Origin of the sequence: Streptococcus sp. S784/96/1, assembly GCF_902729355.1 — a bacterium.
In the GTDB taxonomy this organism is placed as follows: Bacteria; Bacillota; Bacilli; order Lactobacillales; family Streptococcaceae; genus Streptococcus; species Streptococcus caledonicus.
The window spans coordinates 1-23934 of the sequence record NZ_CACVCC010000029.1; the positions used below are offsets into that span (position 1 = coordinate 1).

General features: G+C 38.1%; 24 protein-coding genes and 1 tRNA gene. 23 read left to right on the plus strand and 2 right to left on the minus strand.

Annotated features, from left to right (window positions below; all coding sequences use genetic code 11):
• From GZ996_RS11950 to GZ996_RS09240, 9 genes are all read left to right on the plus strand, one after another.
• A partial coding sequence (locus GZ996_RS11950; protein ID WP_238386420.1) for a hypothetical protein occupies positions 1–211 on the plus strand: 211 nt, incomplete at its 5' end.
• Positions 212–362: 151 nt separating this feature from the next.
• Positions 363–992 (plus strand): LytTR family DNA-binding domain-containing protein, encoded by a 630-nt coding sequence (locus GZ996_RS09205; protein ID WP_162011891.1) that lies wholly within the window; start codon positions 363–365, stop codon positions 990–992.
• A gap of 9 nt (positions 993–1001) precedes the next feature.
• The gene (locus GZ996_RS09210; protein WP_162011892.1) at positions 1002–1385 is read left to right on the plus strand and encodes a DUF3021 domain-containing protein; all 384 of its coding nucleotides are present in this window, start codon (positions 1002–1004) and stop codon (positions 1383–1385) included.
• Between the two features lie 107 nt (positions 1386–1492).
• Positions 1493–1627, plus strand: coding sequence for a 50S ribosomal protein L34 (gene rpmH / locus GZ996_RS09215; protein WP_002885866.1), 135 nt, complete (start codon positions 1493–1495; stop codon positions 1625–1627).
• 163 nt (positions 1628–1790) lie between these two features.
• The gene (locus GZ996_RS09220) at positions 1791–2261 is read left to right on the plus strand and encodes a hypothetical protein (protein ID WP_161979962.1); all 471 of its coding nucleotides are present in this window, start codon (positions 1791–1793) and stop codon (positions 2259–2261) included.
• On the plus strand, positions 2261–2734 hold the full coding sequence (locus tag GZ996_RS09225; protein WP_162011893.1) for a hypothetical protein: 474 nt from the start codon (positions 2261–2263) through the stop codon (positions 2732–2734). The genes GZ996_RS09220 and GZ996_RS09225 overlap by 1 nt, the downstream gene beginning before the upstream one ends.
• The gene (locus GZ996_RS09230) at positions 2731–2931 is read left to right on the plus strand and encodes a helix-turn-helix transcriptional regulator (RefSeq protein ID WP_121836315.1); all 201 of its coding nucleotides are present in this window, start codon (positions 2731–2733) and stop codon (positions 2929–2931) included. The genes GZ996_RS09225 and GZ996_RS09230 overlap by 4 nt, the downstream gene beginning before the upstream one ends.
• Before the next feature lie 137 nt (positions 2932–3068).
• Positions 3069–3854 carry a GTP-sensing pleiotropic transcriptional regulator CodY gene (gene codY, locus GZ996_RS09235; RefSeq protein WP_156806003.1) on the plus strand — a complete coding sequence of 262 codons (786 nt, stop codon included), beginning with the start codon at positions 3069–3071 and terminating at the stop codon, positions 3852–3854.
• 72 nt (positions 3855–3926) lie between these two features.
• Entirely contained in the window at positions 3927–4478 is a 552-nt protein-coding gene (locus GZ996_RS09240) for a cysteine hydrolase family protein (RefSeq protein ID WP_162011894.1), read from the plus strand.
• Between the two features lie 38 nt (positions 4479–4516).
• On the opposite strand, the gene GZ996_RS09245 is transcribed toward GZ996_RS09240, so the two are convergent.
• Complete coding sequence (locus GZ996_RS09245; RefSeq protein WP_156806005.1) at positions 4517–5107, minus strand: VanZ family protein; 591 nt, start codon at positions 5105–5107, stop codon at positions 4517–4519.
• A 344-nt stretch (positions 5108–5451) separates the two neighbouring features.
• Here GZ996_RS09245 and GZ996_RS09250 point away from each other — a divergent pair.
• The 10 genes from GZ996_RS09250 to GZ996_RS09295 all read left to right on the plus strand — a co-directional run bounded on the left by GZ996_RS09250 (position 5452) and on the right by GZ996_RS09295 (position 17387).
• A tRNA-Leu gene (locus tag GZ996_RS09250) sits at positions 5452–5537 on the plus strand.
• Positions 5538–5671: 134 nt separating this feature from the next.
• On the plus strand, positions 5672–6523 hold the full coding sequence (locus GZ996_RS09255) for a transporter substrate-binding domain-containing protein (protein ID WP_443255855.1): 852 nt from the start codon (positions 5672–5674) through the stop codon (positions 6521–6523).
• Positions 6524–6998: 475 nt separating this feature from the next.
• Positions 6999–9014, plus strand: a complete 2016-nt coding sequence (recG, locus tag GZ996_RS09260; RefSeq protein WP_162011895.1) for an ATP-dependent DNA helicase RecG — start codon at positions 6999–7001, stop codon at positions 9012–9014.
• Between the two features lie 129 nt (positions 9015–9143).
• Entirely contained in the window at positions 9144–9878 is a 735-nt protein-coding gene (locus tag GZ996_RS09265; protein WP_121835141.1) for an ABC transporter ATP-binding protein, read from the plus strand.
• A gap of 9 nt (positions 9879–9887) precedes the next feature.
• The gene (locus GZ996_RS09270; RefSeq protein ID WP_162011896.1) at positions 9888–11219 is read left to right on the plus strand and encodes an FtsX-like permease family protein; all 1332 of its coding nucleotides are present in this window, start codon (positions 9888–9890) and stop codon (positions 11217–11219) included.
• 116 nt (positions 11220–11335) lie between these two features.
• Entirely contained in the window at positions 11336–12358 is a 1023-nt protein-coding gene (locus tag GZ996_RS09275; RefSeq protein ID WP_156806010.1) for a LacI family DNA-binding transcriptional regulator, read from the plus strand.
• A 166-nt stretch (positions 12359–12524) separates the two neighbouring features.
• Positions 12525–13445, plus strand: a complete 921-nt coding sequence (locus GZ996_RS09280; RefSeq protein WP_156806011.1) for an ABC transporter permease — start codon at positions 12525–12527, stop codon at positions 13443–13445.
• 9 nt (positions 13446–13454) lie between these two features.
• Positions 13455–14342: a carbohydrate ABC transporter permease gene (locus GZ996_RS09285; RefSeq protein WP_162011897.1), complete on the plus strand. Its 888-nt coding sequence runs from the start codon at positions 13455–13457 to the stop codon at positions 14340–14342.
• 54 nt (positions 14343–14396) lie between these two features.
• Positions 14397–16016 carry an ABC transporter substrate-binding protein gene (locus GZ996_RS09290; RefSeq protein WP_162011898.1) on the plus strand — a complete coding sequence of 540 codons (1620 nt, stop codon included), beginning with the start codon at positions 14397–14399 and terminating at the stop codon, positions 16014–16016.
• A 3-nt stretch (positions 16017–16019) separates the two neighbouring features.
• A complete protein-coding gene (locus tag GZ996_RS09295) occupies positions 16020–17387 on the plus strand; it encodes a glycoside hydrolase family 32 protein (protein ID WP_162011899.1) in 1368 nt (455 codons plus the stop codon).
• A 463-nt stretch (positions 17388–17850) separates the two neighbouring features.
• Here GZ996_RS09295 and GZ996_RS09300 read toward each other — a convergent pair whose 3' ends face one another.
• Positions 17851–19380, minus strand: a complete 1530-nt coding sequence (locus GZ996_RS09300) for a DUF5597 domain-containing protein (RefSeq protein WP_162011900.1) — start codon at positions 19378–19380, stop codon at positions 17851–17853.
• 105 nt (positions 19381–19485) lie between these two features.
• Between GZ996_RS09300 and GZ996_RS09305 the strand changes: the two genes are divergently transcribed.
• From GZ996_RS09305 to GZ996_RS09320, 4 genes are all read left to right on the plus strand, one after another.
• Positions 19486–20316: a helix-turn-helix transcriptional regulator gene (locus GZ996_RS09305; protein ID WP_162011901.1), complete on the plus strand. Its 831-nt coding sequence runs from the start codon at positions 19486–19488 to the stop codon at positions 20314–20316.
• Between the two features lie 232 nt (positions 20317–20548).
• Positions 20549–21649, plus strand: a complete 1101-nt coding sequence (locus GZ996_RS09310; protein ID WP_161979051.1) for a Gfo/Idh/MocA family protein — start codon at positions 20549–20551, stop codon at positions 21647–21649.
• 226 nt (positions 21650–21875) lie between these two features.
• A complete protein-coding gene (locus tag GZ996_RS09315) occupies positions 21876–22946 on the plus strand; it encodes a Gfo/Idh/MocA family protein (RefSeq protein ID WP_162011902.1) in 1071 nt (356 codons plus the stop codon).
• 62 nt (positions 22947–23008) lie between these two features.
• Positions 23009–23923: a sugar phosphate isomerase/epimerase family protein gene (locus GZ996_RS09320; RefSeq protein ID WP_162011903.1), complete on the plus strand. Its 915-nt coding sequence runs from the start codon at positions 23009–23011 to the stop codon at positions 23921–23923.
• The last annotated feature ends 11 nt before the right edge of the window (positions 23924–23934 follow it).

The window sequence follows — 23934 nt, forward strand, 5'->3', positions numbered from 1 at the left end:
TACTTGTATTTTGAATTCAGGTGGATACTTTGTAAATTTACTTCCTTTTTTAGCCATGAGAAAAGAACCTCCTTATAAGAACAGTATAGTACTTTTTATACTGTCCATTATAAGGGGGTCTTTTCAACTTTATCTTCTAATTTCTAAACGAGAAGCAGATGGTCTCTACAATCCAACTTCAGGTGCTGGTGTCGAAAATAGAGTGACTTAGACTCATTGATTTTTTCAATGAGTTTTTTTGATTCCCCTAACCGCTCACCAGTCAATTTCAACCACTTAGCGCAGATTTGCCCACAAGCATGGAAGTTTTTGATAAGATAAGAGCATGAAAGATATCTTTTAAGAACGATGTGGGGGAAGTTATGAAGTGGCAATTTAAAGAGAAAAATATAGAGGAACTTGAGGTGACCTTATCAAAAGCTACTTATGATGAAGAAGTTGCGGATATGGTAAATTATTTGGAAAAATTTGGCGTTCAAACAAGAGAGATTCTACCTATAAAAACACCGGACAGGATTAAGTTAGTCAAGCAAACTGACATTATAGTGATTGAAGTGGATGGTCCACAATTGGTTATTGAAACTTTAGAAGGTCGGCTATTGACAACAGATAGACTCTATCGGTTTAAAGAACGTTTATCCAGTGAAGACATGATACAAGTATCAAAGCAAAGTATCATCAATATTCAGCATTTGATGAGTCTAGAGGCATCTTTTTCTGGAAACATGCTGGCACTTATCAGTGTTCAAGAAGTTAATGCTAAAATGATTGTGAGTATTTTGGTAATGAGTGCTCTGATAGGTCTCACTGCTATTGTTTATGAGCAAGAGAGAATCAAGGAAAATTATCGCGGCTTACTCCACATGATGCTGGTCTGTGGATTGGTAGCAGGAATGTTGGCGTTTAATAGTCTGTTTAATTGGCTTGCAATTGCCATGACGGCAGTCGTTTATATTCTTGTCTTTTTAACAGGACGTTATGTAATGAAGTAGGGGGACCATATGAAAAAAACAATAGTTTATTTGATTAGTGGTATTGGAATTGGTCAGGTAGTTTATCTAGCGATGATTCTGTTGATGGGGGTGGCTACTCAAAAGGGTTCTCAAATGGTGGTTGTAACAGCCTGTTCAAGCTTGATGGGACTTTCTAGTTATGTTTATGAATTGAAAATGGCACCACGTTTACGACAGCTTTTACACCTTAGCCTCATTTTTTTATGGGTAAGTCTTATGATGACTTTAAATGGTTGGTTTACAGAAGTTAACTTTCTATTTTTCTTTATCGAGTTTTTAGTGATTTATCTTGTTATCAGCTTTGTCATTTTTCAATGCGAAAAGCAACAAACAAGAAGAATCAACCTAAAACTCAGCGAATTACGGAAATAGTTCTTGACAAGGAAGGCAAATTTTTATAGAATATTATGGTATGTTTAGTAACTGATATCACACTAGCCGGCTAAACGAATACGAAAATCTATGAGGAGGTATTCATTGTGAAACGTACATATCAACCAAGTAAAATCCGTCGTCAACGTAAACACGGATTCCGTCACCGTATGTCAACTAAAAACGGACGTCGTGTGCTTGCAGCTCGTCGTCGTAAAGGACGCAAAGTATTGTCAGCTTAATTTTAAAGTGAACAATGATTATAAGAAAAAGACTTAGAGTGCTCGAGACTTTAGGTCTTTTATTTTTTGAAAAATCACGACATTTTGTAAAATATAGTTGATAAAAAGTCGTCTAGAGAGTATGATTAAGGTGAAAAATATCAGAAGCCAAGGAGGAATTGTTATGGCTAAACAATTAAGAGGAAAAACAGGAGTTGCTTTAGATGAGAGACAAAAACATTTTGTACTAAAGAGTTATCAATATGGTTTTGCCTTTACGATTTTTAGTGCTTGGCTTGGATTGTTGCTGACAAGCATGTTGCCAAATTTATTTTCACCGATTTTTTGGTTTGTTTTCATCCTATTTGGTGGACTTGGGGTTAATGTTACTTATGCAACGTTAAAAGGAGCTCACCCTCTGGTTGATCCGCGTTTTGAAAAACATGGTCATCTTATGGGTATCGGTTGTTTGTTGTATGGGTTGGTCACTATCTTGATGACGGGTTGGGAAATGGTTTCAAAACATTTGGATGTAAATGAATTCTTTTCGCATGGTGGCAGTGGCTCAATGCTTATTTTAGGCTTATCACTATTTGCAATGGGAAGTTCAATTACTTATCGTCGCTATCTTGATAAACGAGAGGAGGAAGACTGATGTTATTTCTTTGGATGTTTATAGTGTTTATTATCTTGACTGGTATCTGGAGAGTATCAGAGCTGTTTAGCTCATTTGATGAGCGTCAACGATATTATCAATTAAAAGGCTATCAACTGGCAATTGCGGGTGTTTTTGCTATTGCAACGGTGTTATTCTTTGTAGAAGAGCGTCCTGCCTGGCTTGACTTTAGAAACAGTCTCTTTCTGATTATGGTTGGAGGTGTCATTCCTTTTATCGTTTACAGTATTTGGCATGATGCCTATTTTGAAGCACGGAAAAAGCCGTGGGAAGAAGTGATTTATCTCCTAGTGATTCTTTTGATTGAGTTTTTATCATGGAAGGTTATTTCAAGTGAACATTTTAATTTAAAAGATAGCTTTTCCGTTATTATGCAGGCGATTTGGTTTGGTGCTGCTGGTTTGACAACCTTGTTAAAATTGATTATTCGGTATTTTGAGGATAAAGAATGAAGAAAAATTTACGTTTAAAAGCAGCGAGGGCTGGGAAAGATTTATCTCAGCAGGCATTAGCAGATTTAGTGGGCGTTTCTCGTCAGACCATCAATGCAATTGAAAAGGGAGACTACAATCCAACGATTAATCTTTGTATTGCTATTTGTCAGGTTTTAGAGGTTACTTTAGATCAGCTTTTTTGGCCAGAAAATTAGATTTTGAAAAGGTTTTCTTTGTTGCTGTGTCTGAATTTTACAAAATTGTCAAAACTGTATCTAATTTTCTGAAAATTGTTGCTAAAAGATAGCCTTTTTGGTATAATAAGCACGACTAAAAAAAGGAAAGAAGAGAAATGGCAAATCTACTTGAAAAAACGCGTAAAATTACCGCTATCTTGCAACGCTCTATTGACAGCTTAGAAGATGAACTTCCTTATAATGCAATGGCGGCTCAGTTAGCAGATATCATTGATTGTAATGCCTGTATCATTGACGGAAGTGGTAACTTACTCGGTTATTCTCTGAAATACAAGACTAATAACGACCGAACGGAAGAGTTTTTTGAAAATCGTATTTTTCCGGAGGACTATGTAAGAGCTGCTAGCCGTGTTTATGATACTGAGGCTAATATTCCTGTTGATAATGTTCTTACCATCTTCCCTGTTGAATCGAAAGATATTTATCCAGATGGTTTGACAACATTTGCCCCAATCTACGGTGGGGGGATGCGACTAGGTTCATTGGTTATATGGCGTAATGACAAGGCTTTTGAAGAAGATGATTTGGTCTTGGTTGAAATGGCAGCAACAGTAGTTGGTATTCAACTTGTGAACCTTCAGAATGAAAATCTTGAGGAAAAAATTCGTAAGCAGACAGCCATTAATATGGCGATTAATACCTTATCTTATTCAGAAATGCGTGCAGTAGCGGCAATCCTAGCGGAACTTAATGGCAGCGAGGGACGATTAACGGCCTCTGTTATTGCGGACCGCATTGGCATTACTCGTTCAGTGATTGTTAATGCCCTTCGAAAATTAGAATCGGCTGGTATCATTGAAAGTCGCTCACTTGGTATGAAAGGGACGTACCTCAAAGTAATTAATGAAGGCATTTTTGAAAAAGTTAAAGGATATGAGTAAAGCTTAAATAATAAAATGACACAGAAAGAAGTTGGGAAATTCTCAGCTTTTTTCTGCCAATAAGGAGATTTTATGAAAAAAGCGCTGATTTCAATTGATTATACTCATGATTTTGTAGCGGATGATGGGAAGTTGACCGCTGGAAAACCCGCTCAAGTGATTTCTGAGCGCATTGCACAAGTCACTAAGGAAGCATATGACAATGGTGACTATATTTTCTTTACAATTGATCGCCACGACGAGGGAGATATGTTTCATCCTGAGACAAAGCTGTTTCCACCCCACAATATTGCTGGGACTTCTGGCCGCGATTTATTTGGTCCTTTAGCTGATTTTTATGCTAATAGCAAAGCAGACTCGAGAGTGTTTTGGATGGACAAACGTCATTATTCCGCGTTTGCTGGGACTGACTTGGATATCCGCTTGCGCGAACGTCAAGTGAAAACAGTTGTTTTAACAGGTGTTCTCAGTGATATTTGTGTTCTTCATACTGCTGTTGATGCCTATAATTTAGGTTACGAGATTGAAATTATTAGCTCTGCCATTGCTTCTATAACAGAAGAAGCTCATCAGTTTGCCCTTAATCACTTTAAAAATGTTCTAGGTGCCAAAATCTTAGACTAAATAAAAACTGCCCTCCTAATAATTGGAGAGGCAGCTTTTTACTGAACTTGTGATTTGATATAGCGTCCAGGTAAACTAGACCCGAGCCAGTTTCCTACTAGAAAGCTAAGGCTGTTTGCAATAATATCTCCAATGTCAAAATAGCCTAGAGAAAAATGATACTGAGTCCATTCGACTCCTAAAATGAAGATGAGAAAGAAAAAGCTGTGTTTTAAGTTTGGTTTAAATAATAATCCTAGAGGAATAAACATGATAAGATTGAGAAATACTGTAATTCTATCATAGTATAAATCTTGAAGGCTAACAGAAATAGAGAGATTAAAGCCACTTAATCCGATATTTTTACCAAATAATCCAAAAATAAGGGCAAATGTATAAATGGTATAGATAATGATGAGAGACGTTTTTTTGAGTTCTTTGGCATAGATTGGTCGAATAAGAAAAAAGAGACAGGTTGTAATTAAGGTCACAACAAAGGGGGTTGTGAGAAAGTCTGGAATAGGAAGTCGCCCTTGTGCAAAAAGGCGTACAGCATACCAGTAGAAATATCTAGTAAATACTTTGTAACCGATGAACCACAGACTTAGAAATAGTAGTGTATCTAATAAGAATACCCCTAATTTTTTCATGTTCCACCTCTCTTTGATTAATGTTGTGATTTTAAAAGTGATGTGTCCATTATATCAAAATATCACGTCTAGGTGGAAACAGGGAGATGATGGTAGTGAGGTTATTCGGTTTCTTTTTTGTGAAGGTATTGAGTTCACCGGCCTTTTGTTTAAAAGTAAGCTGATAAATTACTAATATATGAGTGGTAGTTATGGCTACCTTTCAAGTTGTCTAAAATAATATGTTGAAACATATTTGGACACTAGATTTAAAAATGTATCCAAATTTAGTGAAAATATGAAAAAGTTACAAAAAAGTATTGACAGACTGGGTGACTCTCTGCTATAATTTATTATGTTGCCGAGCGGGGATGGCGGAATTGGCAGACGCGCAGGATTAAGGATCCTGTGGCCGCTTTAGGCCGTGTGGGTTCAAGTCCCACTCTCCGCAGAATAAACCAGTCTTAGGACTGGCTTTTTAAATTTTTGTTGATAAAAGAAACCTATCGCTCCGATAGGTTTTTAATATTATACAAAGTCATGTCGTCGTGGTATCATAGTCTTATTATCTTTAGGAGGATTAACATGAAAAAATTAACTTTAGGAATCGTTGCATTCGCATCAGCAGTTTTGCTTGCAGCCTGTGGTTCAAATGAAAAAACAGAAAAAGCTGCAGATAAGGCTGAATCAAGTAAGGAGAAAATTGTTCTTGCAACTGTAGGGACAACAAAACCATTCTCATTTGAAAAAGATGGTAACTTGACTGGTTACGATGTTGAAGTTGCAAAAGCTGTCTTTGAGGGTTCTGACAAGTACGAAGTAGAATACAAAAAAACAGCTTGGTCATCAATTTTTACGGGACTTGATGCTGGTAAATTCCAAATGGCTGGTAATAACTTCTCTTACAGTGAAGAACGTGCAGCTAAATACCTTTACTCAGCTCCAACAGCGACTAACCCACTTGTACTTGCTGTAAATAAAGATAGTGGTATCAAATCAATCAAAGATATCGCAGGTAAAAAGAGTCAGGTTGTTGCAGGGACATCAACTGCCTCAATGCTTGAAAAATACAATCAAGCAAGTGCTGATAAAGCAACTGAAATCAACTACACTAACGAAGACATTACACAAATGTTGACAAGTGTTGATGGTGGTAAATTTGACTACAAGATTTTTGAAACACAATCCGTGAAAACTATCATTGAAGATCAAGGCCTTAACAATATTGAATTGATTGAATTTGATGCTGCAGACCTTGGTGCAGATACAAATCCATACGTTTACTTCATCTTTGCGGATGGTCAAGACGACTTGCAAAAATTTGTAAACACACGTATCGTTGAGTTGTACGAAGATGGCACACTTGAAAAATTGTCTAATGAATTCCTTGGTGGAACTTACCTGCCAGAAGAAAAAGACGTTAAAGAAGCAAAATAAACAGGAAAAAGGATATCGCTTGACAGTCTGATTAAGCTTTGGTATCCTAAAAATAGAAAAAAGCGTTGAGCTGGAACTCATCGCCAACAGGACCGCTTTGCGGTGGTTCAATTTGACGAATTAAAAATAACCGTCAGACTGTTCAAAGTTTGCTGACGGTTATTTTTTGTCTATAATTGCTAAAATGATGATAATGATTAGTCCTATCACATCTACAAGTAAACTTGCAAAAGCGATGACAATCATTAAGTCACTAGCTGACAAAAGCGTTCCTCCTCTCTGTAAGATTTTGTGACTATCTTCATAGGCACCACCTCCGTTCAGAAACTTAGAACCACCGTCAAAACTTTCCTGTCACTTAATCATTCGTCAAATAAAGAAAATTGTTGTTTTGACTACCATTTTCTTGAAGAATCTTAAAAATCAAAAAGGGTGAGAAGCTGAGCTTTCTCGTCCTTTTTGATATAATGAAACTATGTTATTACACCAATCAATTGCAACGCTCAAAGGTTTTGGTCCCAAGTCTGCGGAAAAGTTTCAAAAGCTTGGTCTTTATACCATCGAGGATTTGTTGCTTTATTACCCTTTTCGTTATGAAGACTTTAAGAGTAAGTCTGTTTTTGAGTTACTGGATGGCGAAAAAGCTGTTATTACAGGGACAGTCGTTACGCCAGCCAATGTCCAGTACTACGGTTTTAAGCGGAACCGTCTTTCCTTTAAGATAAAGCAGGGCGAAGCCGTTGTTGCTGTTTCGTTTTTCAATCAGCCTTACCTTGCTGATAAAATTGAGCTTGGGACTGAGGTAGCTATTTTTGGGAAATGGGAAGAGAAAAAGTCTGCGGTGATGGGGATGAAGATTTTGGCTCAGGTGGAAGATGACATGCAGCCAGTCTATCATGTTGCCCAAGGAATCTCGCAGACTGCTCTTGTCAAAGCTATTAAAGCAGCTTTTGAGAGAGGTGCCTTAGAAGAAATTAAAGAGAATCTACCAGATGTTTTTCTGATGAATTATCGTCTACTGGGACGCCAGGAAGCGGTGCGTGCCATGCATTTTCCCAAAGATTTGGCAGAATACAAACAGGCTCTACGTCGTATCAAATTTGAAGAACTCTTTTATTTCCAAATGCGTTTACAGCTTTTAAAGGTAGAAAACAAATCTGAGACAAATGGACTAGCTATTTCCTATGACAAGCAGAAAGTGGCTGATAAGATTGCTGCTCTGCCATTTCCCTTAACCAAAGCTCAGGAACGGAGTTTGTCTGAAATTTTAGCTGATATGGCATCAGGTGCCCATATGAATCGTCTCTTGCAGGGAGATGTGGGGTCTGGTAAGACCGTTATTGCTAGTCTTGCCATGTACGCTGCTCATACGGCTGGACTTCAGTCTGCTCTTATGGTTCCAACAGAGATTTTAGCCGAGCAACATTTTGAGAGCTTAACCAATTTATTTCCAGAGCTCAATGTCGCTCTTTTGACCTCTGGGATGAAAGCGGCAGTGAAAAAGGCGGCTCTAGCTGGTATTGCGGATGGTTCGGTGGAGATGATTGTGGGGACGCACTCGCTGATTCAGGACGCTGTGACCTACCACAATCTTGGTTTGGTTATCACCGATGAACAGCATCGTTTTGGGGTGAATCAACGCCGTATTTTCCGTGAAAAGGGGAACAATCCTGATGTACTCATGATGACAGCAACGCCAATTCCAAGGACCCTTGCCATTACAGCCTTTGGAGAGATGGATGTGTCCATCATTGATGAACTCCCTGCTGGGCGCAAGCCTATTGTCACCAGATGGGTCAAGCACCAGCAATTAGAGACGGTTTTGGACTGGTTAAAAGGTGAATTAGCCAAGGGGTCGCAGGCCTACTTTATCTCTCCTCTTATCGAAGAGTCTGAGGCGATGGATTTGAAAAATGCAGTAGCTCTGCATGAAGAATTAACGGCTTATTTTAGTGATACCGCCACAGTCGCCCTTATGCACGGTCGGATGAAAAATGACGATAAAGACCAAATCATGCAGGACTTTAAAGCTAAAAAGTCACAAATTTTAGTATCAACGACCGTCATCGAAGTAGGGGTTAACGTTCCCAATGCTACAGTTATGGTCATTATGGATGCCGATCGTTTTGGGCTCAGTCAACTTCATCAGCTGCGCGGACGTGTCGGACGTGGCGATAAGCAGTCCTACTGTGTTTTAGTGGCCAATCCTAAAAATGAAGTCGGTAAAAAGAGGATGTCTGCCATGGTTGAGACGACTGACGGTTTTGTCTTGGCAGAAGAGGACCTCAAAATGCGTGGCTCAGGTGAAATCTTTGGGACACGTCAATCAGGTATTCCAGAATTTAAAACGGCTGACATTGTCGAAGACTACCATATCTTGGAAGAGGCTAGACGTGTCGCCTCAGAAATTGTCACCGACAAAAACTGGAAACAAGATCCTCGCTGGACAACTATTGTTAACAATGTAGAGGTCAAAGGTGAGTTTGATTAGGGATTGTTAGTCAAGACTATCTAATATAATATATAAAGAGAAGTAACAACTTTAAAAAGTTTGTTATACTAAGTCTAACAAGTGTTGACTTAACACTCAACACTCATATCAATAGTAAGGAGTAAGGTTATGGAATCTGTTGCCATTGAAGTCACTCATTTATCTCAGACGTTTGAACTAAATAAAGGTAAGAAATTACCCATTTTGAAAGACATTAGTTTTTCGTCGAGTTATGGAGAATTTATCTCAATATTGGGAGTTAGTGGTTCGGGAAAATCAACATTGTTGAAAGCTATAGCTAGTCTGTTAAAACCAACTTCTGGAGAAGTCTATATAAACGGCATCAATCCTTATAAGTTAAATAGTAATAAATTAGCTGCCTTTAGACGTGAAGAAGTATCGCTTATTTTCCAATCCTACAACCTAGTTCCAGCCCTGCCTGTTTTTGAAAATATTGTACTTCCTTTACGTTTGGGGCATAAACCAATCAATAGGCAAGAAGTGATTAACTTGCTTCAACAAATGAATTTTGAGGCAGATATCAATGCTAAGGTAGAAAATTTATCTGGTGGTGAACAACAAAAAGTAGCGATTGCTAGAGCCATTTTATCTAATAGTCGTATTATTTTAGCGGATGAACCAACCGGTGCTTTAGATAGTAACTCTCGACAAGCTATTTTTGAATTACTGCGAGAGCTGACACACCAAGGGAAATGTGTCTTGATGGTGACGCATGATTTAGAGCTGGCATCATATACCGATAAATCTCTTATTTTAAAAGATGGTCTGATAGCACAAATTATTGAAACGCCTTCTGCCTCAGAGCTTTATCAAGCTTTGGAAGTCGGTACGACTGGAAAGTAGGGTGAGAAGATGCTGAGATTGATTTATTACCAATTTTTATATTCTAAGAAACAGTGGTTAGGAACGATTCCTCTGTTGTTGGTTTCAAGTATTCTTGTTGGAATGTCTGTTATTGGGATTAGAAGTACATTAGGAGTATCCTACAATGGTGAGATGCTTTTCAAGATGTTCATTTTTTTTGGTGGAGTTACCTTATTTTTACTGGTTTCTAATTTGATGACATTTTTGATTGAACTTTTTAAAAAAGATTATCAACTTTGGTCAATTTTAGGGGCTAGCGATATCCAGCTATCCTTATTAATGGGAGCCCAACTTTTTGTAATTGCTTTTTTGGTCAGTGTAGTTGGTCTGGGACTTGGAACGGTCAGTGTTGGTCCTTATTATCAGCTGATGCAATTGTTGATTGGCAAGGAAGAGTTGCCAGATGTGGCGATTGTTGTTAATCTTCTTGATTTAATAGTAGGTTCGCTACTGGTTCCAGTGATAGCTGGGCTTGCGGGTTGTTTCTATGCTTATAAAGTCATCAAGCAAGGCAGTTTATTTACCATGAAATTTGTGAAGACATCACGGTTATCAAAAGTTATTTCTACTGTGAAGATTATTTCCATTTTAGGAACATGGCTGGCGCTTGTCTATTTCCTATTAGCCATGAATGACATTCAATCAAAAGATAACTTGATTAGAAATTCAAGTCTGACATTAGTTCTTCTACTTTTGAATTTATTAGTCATACAAGTGGTGACACCAAGATTACAAATATTTTTTATTCGTTTGAGCCAATTATTACCCTATCCAAAAAGTTTTGGTGATATTATTAGCGGGTGGCAACTACTCCATTATCCTCTCTATTTAAAAACGCTACAGTCATCCATGGCTATGGGATTGACCTTGGTTTCGGGATTTATTCTCATTACTCAAAATCTATCTGCTAGAAATGCTTCCGACAGCGTTAGGGAAAGTATCATCTCTTTTATTGCTTATTTATTGACACCAATTCTATTGATTTTAGCCAATGCTATTTCAATTACAATCCTGTCAAGTAGTCAGGAAAAAAGAGATATTCAGCAATTACAAATTTTAGGAGTTTCTAAGAGCCAGCTGTTGGTTATCCATGTTTGGGAGGGGATTAGACAGTCGATGCTTGTTGTACTGGTCTCATTACTTTTCAATGGACTGATGTTTTTGATTGTTGAAAAAATTGCAGAGACAATCAATGGTGAGATACGAAGTATTGTTGGAATGTGGCTCCCTACAGTTATTTTTATTCTTTTAATATTTTTCGTTATCCTGTTGACTAAGATGCTTAGTGGACGGCAGAGTGAGGAAAGAACACATAACTGATGTCTACGCCTGAACCATTCTCAGGCGTTTTTAGCTATCATGAAATGATTTTCTTTGAAAAAGCTTTCAAAAAAACAGGAAAAATATTGGCAAACGGTTTCAAAAATGATAAAATGATGAAAACTAATTGGGGAAAGGATACATTTAGCGTGGGACCTGTCAAAAAATCAATTACGATGAAAGATGTTGCTAAGTTAGCTGGGGTTAGCGTGGGAACAGTTTCGCGTGTGATTAATAATGAAAATGGAATTAAAGAGTTAACCTTAACAAAAGTTAAATCTGCTATTGAAGAGCTCAATTATATTCCAGATGCCTATGCGCGTGGCATGAAAAAAAATAAGACTGAGACAGTTGCCTTGATTATTCCAACAATTTGGCATCCATTTTTTGCTGAGTTTGCTTACTATGTGGAAAATGAGCTGAGCAACCAGAATTATAAAATGTTGCTCTGCAATATTTCCGGGTCCAAAAAGGAAATTGAATACATCACCATGCTCCAGCAAAATAAGGTGGATGGGATTATTGCGATTACTTATAGCCCAATCGAAGATTATTTAACGACCAATATTCCATTTGTGAGTATTGACCGTACTTATGACAATAAAAACATTGCCTGCGTGACTTCTGATAATAAGGCGGGTGGTCGTTTAGCTGCAAAAATATTACTTGAAAAAGGGTGTCAGCAGTTAGCTTTTATTGGTGGGCATAATCAGACGACCAATGAAACCAAAAATCGTCACAGATATTTTAAGCAGTTCCTTGAAGAGTTAGGAAAAAACTGTCATGTTTTAGACTATGATGAGGATATGGGAGATACCAAAGAACAAGTTAGAGATTTTTTGGAAGAGCATCCGGCTATTGATGGCATTTTCACGATTAATGACTTCTTGGCATTAGACGTTATCGAAATTTTAAGACAATTGGGTAAACGTGTCCCAGAAGATGTTCAAGTGATTGGGTATGACGGAATTCGTTTAGCGATGGAACGAAAAAATCCAGTGAGTACGATTAAGCAACCTTTGGAGGATATGGCTAAAGAAGCTGTTCAAATTTTGCTAAGTATTATAGATGGTGTGCCCCATAAGGTGCAGTCTGTGTTACCGATTTCTTTTATGGAAGGGCCTACGACAAAAAATTAATTTTTTATAAAATCTGTTGACAGAAATCGCTTACAATGATAAGATATTACTGTAATCAAATGATGCAATTTTTATTTAACAAAAAATGAAACGTTTCAAAGGTTTTTGGAGACAAAGACCTCCATCTATTTTTTGAAAAATGAAACGTTTCAAAAAAGGAGGACCTATGGCTGTTGCTAGTGCTAAAAATACTGGTTTATGGGAACGCATTAAGCGTCAACGTTTCTTGCTCTTGATGCTTTTACCAGGACTTTTACTAACCTTTATCTTTCGCTATATCCCTATGTATGGGGTCTTAATTGCCTTTAAAGATTTTAACCCATTAAAAGGTGTTATGGGGAGTGATTGGGTAGGTTTTACAGAGTTTACTAAATTTCTCTCTTCACCAAACTTTATGGTTCTTTTGGGAAATACCTTGAAATTAAGTGTTTATGGGCTTATTTTAGGATTTTTCCCGCCAATTATCCTTGCCATTATGCTTAACCTATTGATTAGTGATAAGGCTAAGAAACGTATTCAGCTTATCCTATACGCACCAAACTTTATCTCAGTTATTGTTATTGTCGGTATGATTTTCCTTTTCTTCTCAGCAGAGGGACCTGTAAATGGAATCCTCGCGCACTTTGGCCTTAAGACAAACTTTATGACAGAACCAGATTACTTCAGACCATTATATATCTTTAGTGGTATTTGGCAAGGTATGGGGTGGGCTTCAACACTTTACACAGCGACTTTGGTCAATGTAGATACGTCGCTGATTGAAGCAGCACAGCTTGATGGGGCCAATATTTTCCAACGTATCCGTCACATTGATTTACCAGCCTTGAAACCAATTATTGTTATCCAATTTATCTTGGCAGCTGGTAATATTATGAGTGTTGGATACGAAAAAGCTTTCTTGATGCAGACTAGCTTGAACTTAACCGCTTCTGAAATCATTTCAACTTATGTATACAAGGTCGGCCTTGTTTCAGGGGATTACTCATACTCAACAGCGGTTGGTTTGTTTAACTCAGTGATTAACATGATTCTACTCTTCTCTGTTAATAAAATCGTTGAACACCTAAATGATGGTGAAGGACTCTAGGAGGTTACTATGAATACAAAATTATATACCGACTTTGACAGAAAAATTTTATTCCTTAATAAAATTTTAATCGCAGGTTTGGTTTTGATTACAGTTGTACCGATGGCCTACATTCTAGTGGCTTCCTTCATGGATCCGCAGGTGTTAGCTGTCAAAGGTATTAGTTTTAATCCAGATGATTGGACCGTTCAAGGTTATCTAAAAGTTTTTGGTGATGATTCTATCTTACGAGGTTTTATCAACTCACTCATTTATTCAACAGGCTTTGCTATTTTGACAGTAGCCATTTCAGTTTTGACAGCCTATCCTCTTTCTCGTAAAGATTTAGTTGGGCGCAAATGGATCAATTACTTCCTAATCTTCACCATGTTCTTTGGTGGTGGCTTAGTTCCAACTTACTTGCTCATTAAAAATTTGGGTATGCTCAACACAGTCTGGGCTATTATCGTTCCAGGTGCAGTTAATGTTTGGAACATTATCCTTGCAAGAACTTACTTCCAAGGGATTCCTGAAGAATTGGTAGAGGCAGCTGTTATTGATGGTGCCAATGATTTCCAAATCTTTGTAAAAATCATGTTACCACTAGCAAAACCAATCATGTTTGTTCTTTTTCTCTATGCCTTTGTAGGACAATGGAATTCTTACTTTGATGCCATGATTTACATCAAGGATCCAGACCTTGCACCTCTTCAATTGGTTCTTCGCAACATCTTGATTCAAAATGAAGTCAGTGCCAATATGATTGGTGCGCAAGCAGCTATGAATGAATTGAAGAAAATTGCTGAAATGGTTAAATATGCAACTATCATCATTTCAAGTCTCCCATTGATTGTAATGTACCCATTCTTCCAAAAATACTTCGACAAAGGTATTATGGCTGGTTCACTCAAAGGGTAATCTCTTCTCAAATCGTTATTATTTAATATAGAAAAAACATAAAGGAGTTTTCTCATGAAAAACAAATGGATGACACGTTCAATGCTCGTTGTTGCGACAGCTGCAGCAGGTTTAGCTCTTACAGCTTGTGGTTCTAAAGATTCAGCAGCGAGTCCAGACTACAAATTGGAAAATGTCAAATTCCCACTCAAAGATGAAGTTACTCTTAAATTCATCACAGGTAGCTCAACATTGGCTCCAGAAGACCCTAACGATAAATTGATTTTCCAACGTATGGAAAAACAAACAGGCGTTCACATTGACTGGACAAACTATCAAGCAGACTTTGCGGAAAAACGTAATTTGGATATCTCATCTGGTGCTCTTCCAGACGCTATTCACAACGATGGTGCGTCTGATGTGGAATTGATGTCTTGGGCAAAACAAGGGGTTATTATTCCTGTTGAAGACTTAATTGACAAATACATGCCAAATCTTAAGAAAATCTTGGATGAAAATCCAGAGTATCGCTCACTAATCACAGCGCCAGATGGACACATCTATTCATTCCCTTGGATTGAAGAACTTGGTGAAGGCAAAGAGTCTATTCACAGTGTCAATGACATGGCTTGGATTAACACAGATTGGTTGAAAAAATTAAATCTTCAAATGCCACAAACAACAGATGAGTTGGTAAAAGTTCTTGAAGCCTTTAAAACACAAGACCCTAATGGTAATGGTAAGGCAGATGAAATTCCAATGTCATTTATCAACAATGGTGGTAACGAAGACTTCAAAATTCTCTTTGGGGCCTTTGGTGAGGGAGATAATGATGATCACCTTATTGTAAGCAATGATGGCAAGGCAGACTTTACAGCTGACAATGATAGCTATAAAGAAGGTGTTAAATTCATGCGTAGCCTTTATGAAAAAGGTCTTATTGACACCGAAGCTTTCGAACAAGATTGGAACAGCTACATTGCTAAAGGTGGAGAAAACCAATACGGTGTCTACTTCACATGGGATAAAAACAATGTAAGTACAAAAGGTAACTACGATGTTCTTCCGGTTTTGGCTGGACCAAGCGGTAAGAAAAACGTAACACGTACAAATAACATTGGTTTCTCTCGCGACCGTATGGTTATCACAAGTGCTAACAAAAACCTAGAATTGACTGCAAAATGGATTGACGCACAGTATGAGCCGGTTCAATCAGTTCAAAATAACTGGGGTACTTATGGTGATGACAAACAACAAAATATCTTTGAATTTGACAAAGCTTCAAAATCATTGAAACACTTGCCACTTGAAGGAACTGCACCAGCTGAACTTCGTCAAAAAACAGAAGTTGGTGGACCACTTGCAATTTTAGATAGCTACTATGGTAAAGTAACAACTAAACCAGACGATGCTGCATGGCGTTTAGACTTGATTAAAGAATACTATGTACCTTACATGAGTAATGACATGATTTATCCACGTGTCTTCATGGAAGAAGAAGATTTGGATAAAGTTGCACAAGTTGAAGCAGATATGATGGACTTTGTTGCCCGTAAACGCGCAGAATGGATTACAAATGGTGGCGTTGATGAAGAATGGGATAGCTACAAGGCTGAGCTTGAAAAATACGGTCTTTCAGATTGGTTGAAAATTAAACAAGACTACCTTGATAACTACCTCAAATCACAGGAGTAAGTTATGACAGAACGTTTAACTGTGGAAAGAGCCAATGCTTATATTAAAGCGCCTACTGAGGCTCTTGACACAACCTTTAAACCAGAAAAGCATTTTTCGGCACCGATTGGCTGGATTAATGACCCAAATGGTTTTGTGTATTTCCGTGGGGAGTATCATCTCTTCTACCAATTTTACCCTTATGATAGCGTGTGGGGACCAATGCACTGGGGCCATGCTAAATCAAAAGATTTGGTCAATTGGGAGCATTTACCAGTTGCTTTAGCACCAGACCAAGATTATGATAAGGATGGATGCTTCTCGGGCTCTGCCATTGTCAAAGACGATACCCTCTGGTTGATGTACACTGGCCATAATGTGGATCCAGATGGAAGCGTTCGTCAAATCCAAAACATGGCCTACTCAACAGACGGTGTGACCTTTACTAAGATTAAGGAAAATCCAGTAGCGACTGGTGAAATTCTACCAGAAGAGTTGGTGGCAGCAGATTTTCGTGATCCAAAACTTTTTGAAAAAGATGGTCGTTATTATGCGGTAGTTGCTGCTAAGCATAAAGATAATGTCGGAACCATTGTGCTATTGGGTTCAGATGATTTGGTGGACTGGAGCTTTGAATCTATCTTCCTTAAAGGTGAAGCTGACCAAGGCTTTATGTGGGAATGTCCAGATTACTTTAGTCTAGGTGGTCAAGATGTCCTTATCTTTTCTCCAATGAGCTATCCAAAGGCAGGTAATAACTTTGCCAACCTGAATTCATCTGTGGCCGTTCTTGGTACAGTTGATTGGGAAACCAAAACCTTCACCTTAGAATCTGTTCAAGAAATTGATCATGGACATGACTTCTACGCTCCACAAAGCCTCGAGGATGGTCAAGGACGTCGCATTATGATTGGTTGGGAGCACACATGGGGACGTACGGTTATTCCACATGAGTTGCGCCACAGCTGGGCAGGTAGCATGAGCCTTCCTCGTCAACTGACTCTTGTTGATGGACGAGTGAAGCAGACGGTTCTTTCAGAAAGCATAGCAGAGCTTCCAAAAGTAGCTTTGGGAGATGTGGTGGCAGGAGCTGGCTACATTGATCTCTCATTAGAAGCTAGCCGTCATTTCCGACTCGGCTCAGCAGAAGACTTTGTGACCTTTGGTTATGATGCTGATAAAGTAGAAGTTTACATCGACCGTAGCAAATTGGCTTATCAGTTAGTTGGTGAAGAAAAATGGGAGACTACTCGCCGAGCAGTAACAGTGAAAGCAAAACGATTGCAAGTTGTGATTGATAAGAACTCACTTGAAATATTTGTCAATGATGGACAAGAAAGTTTGACCAGCGTTGTGTACCTTACACAAGAAAAACGACTTGAAGAGTTGTAATAAGAAGAAACCCTAGGATTCAATGAAGAGTCCTAGGGTTTTTATACTTTAGAATAGAGATTTAGTTGTTCATGAGGGCAAGAGGTCTTAAAGATGAAACCGATAAGTTGAATAGCATAATTGTAGTTATATTAAAACACCTTCTCTTATCTTTTTATAGCTATTTAGATTCCATATTTAGTATTGTATTTTTATGAGTACCTATCCTAAGATTGTGTGGAGACCTAAAAGGTCTGGGAGATCTTTTGAGGAGGGAAATGTATTGCAACTGAGACAATTTATCTTATAAGAGAGCTTGCTATTAAAAAATAACTGACCATATTATAAAGGTTTGTCCTGAGGTTTCTTAGAGGGAGGGGATTAATTATTAAAAAACTCAAATTCGCATCAATCAAAAAGTACTAGCGCTGAGTCAACAGTTCTAGTACTTTATTAAAATTAAAAAATAAAGTGAATTTAAAAATCAATACTTATAGAGTTCTACTAAGTAACAACTTGGTGTTTCAGGTAAGGTAAAACGCATTTTTTCATCACCATTGAGTATCCGACCTTTTTGCCATTCTTTATTGATAAATTGTCCTTCGCTGAGCTCGATAATGTCAACTTGGACATTTTCACCAGATTTTGGTGAGAAAGTAATCGTTGACATCATACCAAAAACGATGAATTTATTTTCAGTTAATTCAATGATTCCTCCTGAAGCGATTGGCTTACTATCTTGACGAGGTGCGTAGGCAATAAGAGCGTTATAATCTTGAAGGCTAATTAATTTACCATAATCGTGTTCATGGCGTTTAATAAAACAATGACGCTTATCTGATGATTCTAAAAGAAATGGTTTTAAACTTTCTACTAATTCATAACTTTTTGATAAGAATTTAGCACTATCTTTAATATTAAAAGCAGAGGGATCAATATTCAGAGCTTGCATAACAGCCATTGGAGGCATGTCAACACTTTCTGGAGGCAATGTGATTTCTTCAATTCCAAATGGTGAATAACAAATTGCATTGTGTTGAGCGAAGGCATATAAACAATACGAAGCTGTAGTGGCATCTTTTCGAACTTCTGGTATGACTAGAGGATTATCGGCAGTCGCATATTCATCAATAACTTGGGCAACATAAGGCACATAGATATCTGGAGCTAGTGTAAATAGACTAGGAGCTATTGCTTTCCAAATAGGATGTGTTTCAACTACTGGGCCACCGCTTGGATAGGTACCAGGCGACCAAGGGTATTGACGTAGCCAAGCATTTGCATAAAATGGTAATGGATATTCAGCTTTACCAGCTTGTGCAATGGCTTCAACAGCTTTAGCGTAATGATAAGCCATAAAAAATTCTGGAGCATTTTCACCAAAAGCTTCTGTCCAAGTTCCAGTCAATGATAAGTGTGTTCCTAAATCAGTCGGAATAGATGCGTTAAATTGTTCGTTAGCAATTTTGCTATAATCACGGTCAGTACCTAGAAGACCAATTTCATTCTCAATTTGGATCATAAGGACAGTGGAGTCGTTCTCATCTACCTCTTTAATATGGGCCATCAAGTGTCTAAAAGCTAGTGCATCTCGTTCAACCGCAGCTTGGCACAGTGGTGAGATACTGTTTAATTTTTTACCGCTAACAGTTTCAGCGCGGAAATAAAGATTAGTATCCTTCTTCATCCAGGATGGAACATACATGCTTTCCGCGTTTTTCCATAAGCCAAACCATAGAAAAATGAGGTGCATACCATTTTCTCTTGCTTGGTTGATTAGACCATCGACTAAGCTGTAATCAAACTTCCCTAGCTCAGGTTCAAGACATTCCCAATATATCGGTACAATAATGGTATTCATGTTTAAGCCTTGTAGATTGGCCCAAACATCATTTTCCATGTAAGCTAAATTGCTAGCGCTAGAATTATGTATTTCTCCGGCATAGCAAAAGAAAGGCTCACCTTTTACAAATAACGTCTGGTGACCGTTGTGTAATTTTATTTCTGGAATCATTTTGTGAATCCCCTTTCATTATTCTTGTTTATTATTATAAAGTGGTTGACAAGTTTGGTAAATCGTAATATATTTTTATTTATAAAAAAATATTAAGGAGCTGCTATGATTTCAATCATCCCTCCACAGATCACTTCCAATACTCTACCTTTACAAGTCGTTCTTATTGGTATTAACCATAAACAGGAACGTGTCTATCGTCCAACAGGTATGAGTTTTTTTCAATGGTTTTCGTGCCGTAAAGGAGTCGGAGAATTTATTGTTGAAGGTAAAAAGCACATTATTCGGGAGGGAGAAGGATTTTTAATTTATCCTAATTGTCCGCATGAGTATGAATCTCTAACTGAACATTGGCACCTTGATTTTATAGGATTTCAAGGAAGCTTAAGTCATATATTGTTGGAACAATTAGGGATGACGACATCTGGCGCCTATCATTTTTATGCCCAAACTCCTTTTGAAGAAAGTCTCCATAATATGGTCAATTTTTATGAAACAGAACAAGATTATTCGATTGGCTTATCAACACGATGTTACGAATTACTGCTAAAATTACCACAGTCAACAGAACCTTTAGTAGAACAAAGTGATTCTAATTTTTCCCATGCAATTCATGCAGTTATTCGATATATTGAGCAACATTTTCAAGATGATATAAATCTTGATGATATTGCAAAAGCTTGCAATTATACCAAAACTTATCTCTGTACTCTTTTTAAGAATGAGATGAAGCAAACCATAAATGAATTTTTAATCAGTTACCGTATTAGTAAAGCACGAATTAATTTGTTACAAAATCCAACAAAAAAAGTCTATCAAGTCGCTAAAGAATGCGGGTACTTAGATACTAGTTATTTTTGTAAAGTTTTTAAGAATTATGAGGGGAAAACGCCAGAAGAGTATCGGAAAAATAAGGTTTTGCAAGAGATGTTTTAAAGAAATAGACCATCTAAGTGACGATTAGGGAAACTGATTTTGTCGCTTAGATGGTTTTTGTTTTAAAATGAACAATTTTTAATGGTACTTTTTTAACATTTCTTTTTATTTTTATCTGATTTATTCAAAAAAATATTGATTTAAAAGCAAATAAGTGATAAGAAACTTTAATTTGATAAGTCTATAATACTAAGTGTAAAGAAAATCAAAAGAAAAAACGGAGGTCATGAAAATGACAAAACTTAGATTTGGTATTATCGGTTGTGGTGGTATCGCAAACAGCAAACATTTCCCAGCTCTTGCAAAATTATCGGATGAACTTGAAATGGTTGCTTTCTGTGACATTATTGAAGAACGTGCGGTTAAAGCTGCAGCTGAATACGGTGTTGAAGGTGCACTTGTCACAACAGACTATCGCGATATTGCTAATAATCCTGATATTGATGTTATTCATGTTTTGACACCGAATGTCTCTCACTCAGAAATTACAGTTGCTTCACTTGAAGGTGGTAAACACGTTATGTGTGAAAAACCAATGGCCATTAACTATGAAGAAGCTAAAGCAATGCTTGATGCAGCGAAACGTACAGGTAAAAAATTAACCATTGGATACCAAAACCGTTTCCGTGCAGACTCACTTGTGACGAAAGAAGCATGCGAAAATGGTGAGCTTGGCGATATTTACTTTGCTAAAGCACATGCGGTTCGTCGTAAAGGCGTACCGACTTGGGGAGTATTCCCAGACAAATCAAAACAAGGTGGCGGACCACTTATTGATATCGGTACACACGCCCTTGACTTGACACTTTGGTATATGGATAACTATGAACCTGAAATGGTACTTGGTTCAACTTACCAAAAACTCAAAGATAACCCAATGGGTAATATGTTTGGTAACTGGGATCCGGAAACATTTGAAACGGAAGATTCAGCTTTTGGTCTAATTAAAATGAAAAATGGTGCAACAATCTTCCTTGAAGCAGCATGGGCACTCAACATGATTAATCCGAAAGAAGCACAAGTAACCCTTTGTGGTACAGAAGGTGGTGCCGAAATGTTCGGTAAAGCATTCATGGACCAAGGTTATGTAGTCTTCAACCGTGCAGCACACGGTCAATTGGAAGAAATTCAACCTTCAGAAGCTGGTGGTGTGTTTGGATTTGCAGGCGAAAGTAAAGAACAACGTGACGTTGAAGCTCGTCAATGGGTAGATGCTATCCTTAACGACACAGAACCACTTGTTAAACCAGAACAAGCAATTGTGGTTACTCGCATCCTTGAAGCAATCTACAAATCAGCTGAGACAGGAAAAGCAGTAGTATTTGAGGATTAAAACAGTCCAGTGGACTGTTTTAACCGAGGCTAGAAAACAAGAGAGCCTCGTGAGTCCAGTGGACTGTTTTAACCGAGGCATAGAAATAGGGAGAGTCTCGTAAGTCCAGTGGACTGTTTTAGGTCGAAGCTAGGAAATGAAAGAGCTTCGAAAGTGCGGAAACTGTTTAGATTGAAGCTAGACTAATCTAGCAAAAAACATCAAATTGGCATGAGGTAGAAGGAACATGACAGAAAAGAAATTACATTTTGGGATTATCGGATTTGGCTTTATGGGACAAACCCATGCCAATATGATTACTAATGACTTGGATTATGCAGAAGTAGTTGCGGTTTGTGACATCAATAAATTGCAGTTGGAAAACGCTGATGCTTCGTACAAAACGTATTTGACAGCAGATGAGTTGTTGACAGAAGAAACTATTGATACCGTTATTATTGCGGTGCCAAATCACCTTCACTTGGAAATGGTTAAAAAGGTTGCGGCAGCAGGTAAAGATATCATTTGTGAAAAACCAGCCGCAATGAATGCAGAAGAATTTGCTGAGATGCAACGCGTTGTTGCTGAAGCTGGTGTGCGTTTTACCATCCATCATCAACGTCGTTGGGATAAAGACTTTAACATTGCTAAAGAAGTTTATCAAAGTGGTACATTAGGCAAAACGTATACTATCCAAAATAGTCTTTATGGATTTAATGGCAATATGCATGACTGGCACATCTATCCTGAATTTGGTGGTGGGATGCTCTATGATTGGGGTGTTCATCTTCTTGACCAAATGCTTTACATGGTGGATAGTGAGATTGAAACGGTTTATGCAACGGTCAAAAATGTCATCAATAAAGATGTAGATGATTACTTTAATATTCAATTGCAATTTAAAAATGGTGTGACAGGACAAGTTGAACTGGGTACTTATTTCCTTAGCCAAGAGGATGGATGGTTTGAACGCCACTGGTTCCTAGGAGGGGATGAGGGTTCTGCTAAAATTGATGGCTTCCACCCACAAGGAGAAATCACGCGTACAACAGACCTCCTTCGCAATGTTCCGGGTCAAATTACGATGACAGCAGCAGGTCCAACACGTTCATTTGGTCCAGCACCGGAAGGTCGAATTGTAACAGAACCGCTCCCAGAGGTGAATACGCAGCACCGTGATTACTTCGATGCTTATTACGATTATGTCACTGGCAAAGGCGAACTAGTTGTTAAACCAGAACAAATCTTACGCTTGATGAAACTCATGGACGCGATTCGTGTATCTGCTAAGGAGCACCGTAGCATTTCATTTGAATAAGAAAAAGGTAAACTTGAGCTCGCGCCTGAGCGGGCTCTTTTGATTAAGAAAGAGGAAAAGATATGAAACTAGGACTTGTATCAGCGATTCTTGGTGATTCAGATTTTTACGAATTAATTGATATCGTTGCTGAAAATGGTTTGAACTGTGTAGAAGTGGCATGCTGGCCACAGGGAAAAGCTGCGCGCCGCTACGCTGGAGTATCCCACATTGATGTTGCTAATTTGACCGCAGAAAAGGCGGAAGAGCTCAAAGTCTATGCAGCTGGTAAGGGAGTGGAAATTTCATCGCTTGCTTACTATCCAAATCCGCTTGATGAAGATTTGGAAAAACGTCAAGAAGTGATTGATCACTTGTACAAAGTCATTGATGCGTCAGCTTTGATGGGTGTTAATATGGTAACGACTTTCATCGGACGTATGCCAAGTCAAACGGTTTCAGTTAATATTGAGGAAGCCAAAAAAGTTTGGACACCAATTCTGACTCATGCTAAAGAAAAAGGTGTTAAAGTGGCGATTGAAAACTGTCCAATGCTCTTTACAGAAGACGAATGGCCGGGAGGACAAAACCTCTTTACAACACCAGCCATTTGGCGTCAGGTCTTTGAAGCACTGCCATTTGACAATCTAGGTATTAACTATGACCCCTCACATTTCGTATGGCAACAAATCGATTACATCGCACCGCTTTATGAGTTCAAGGATAAGATTTTCCATGTTCACTATAAAGACATCAAGGTTTATCCTGATAAATTGAAAGATGTTGGTGTGATGGCGACTCCGCTTCAGTACATGAGTCCAAAACTTCCGGGTCTTGGTGACGTTGATTGGGGTAAATATGTATCAGCTTTAACGGACATTGGCTTTGATGGTTACACCGTGATTGAAGTTGAAGACAAAGCTTTTGAAAAAACATTTACGGATGTGAAAAACTCAATTACACTTAGCGCACGTTATCTCAGAAATTTTGTGATTTAGAAAGAGGGAAA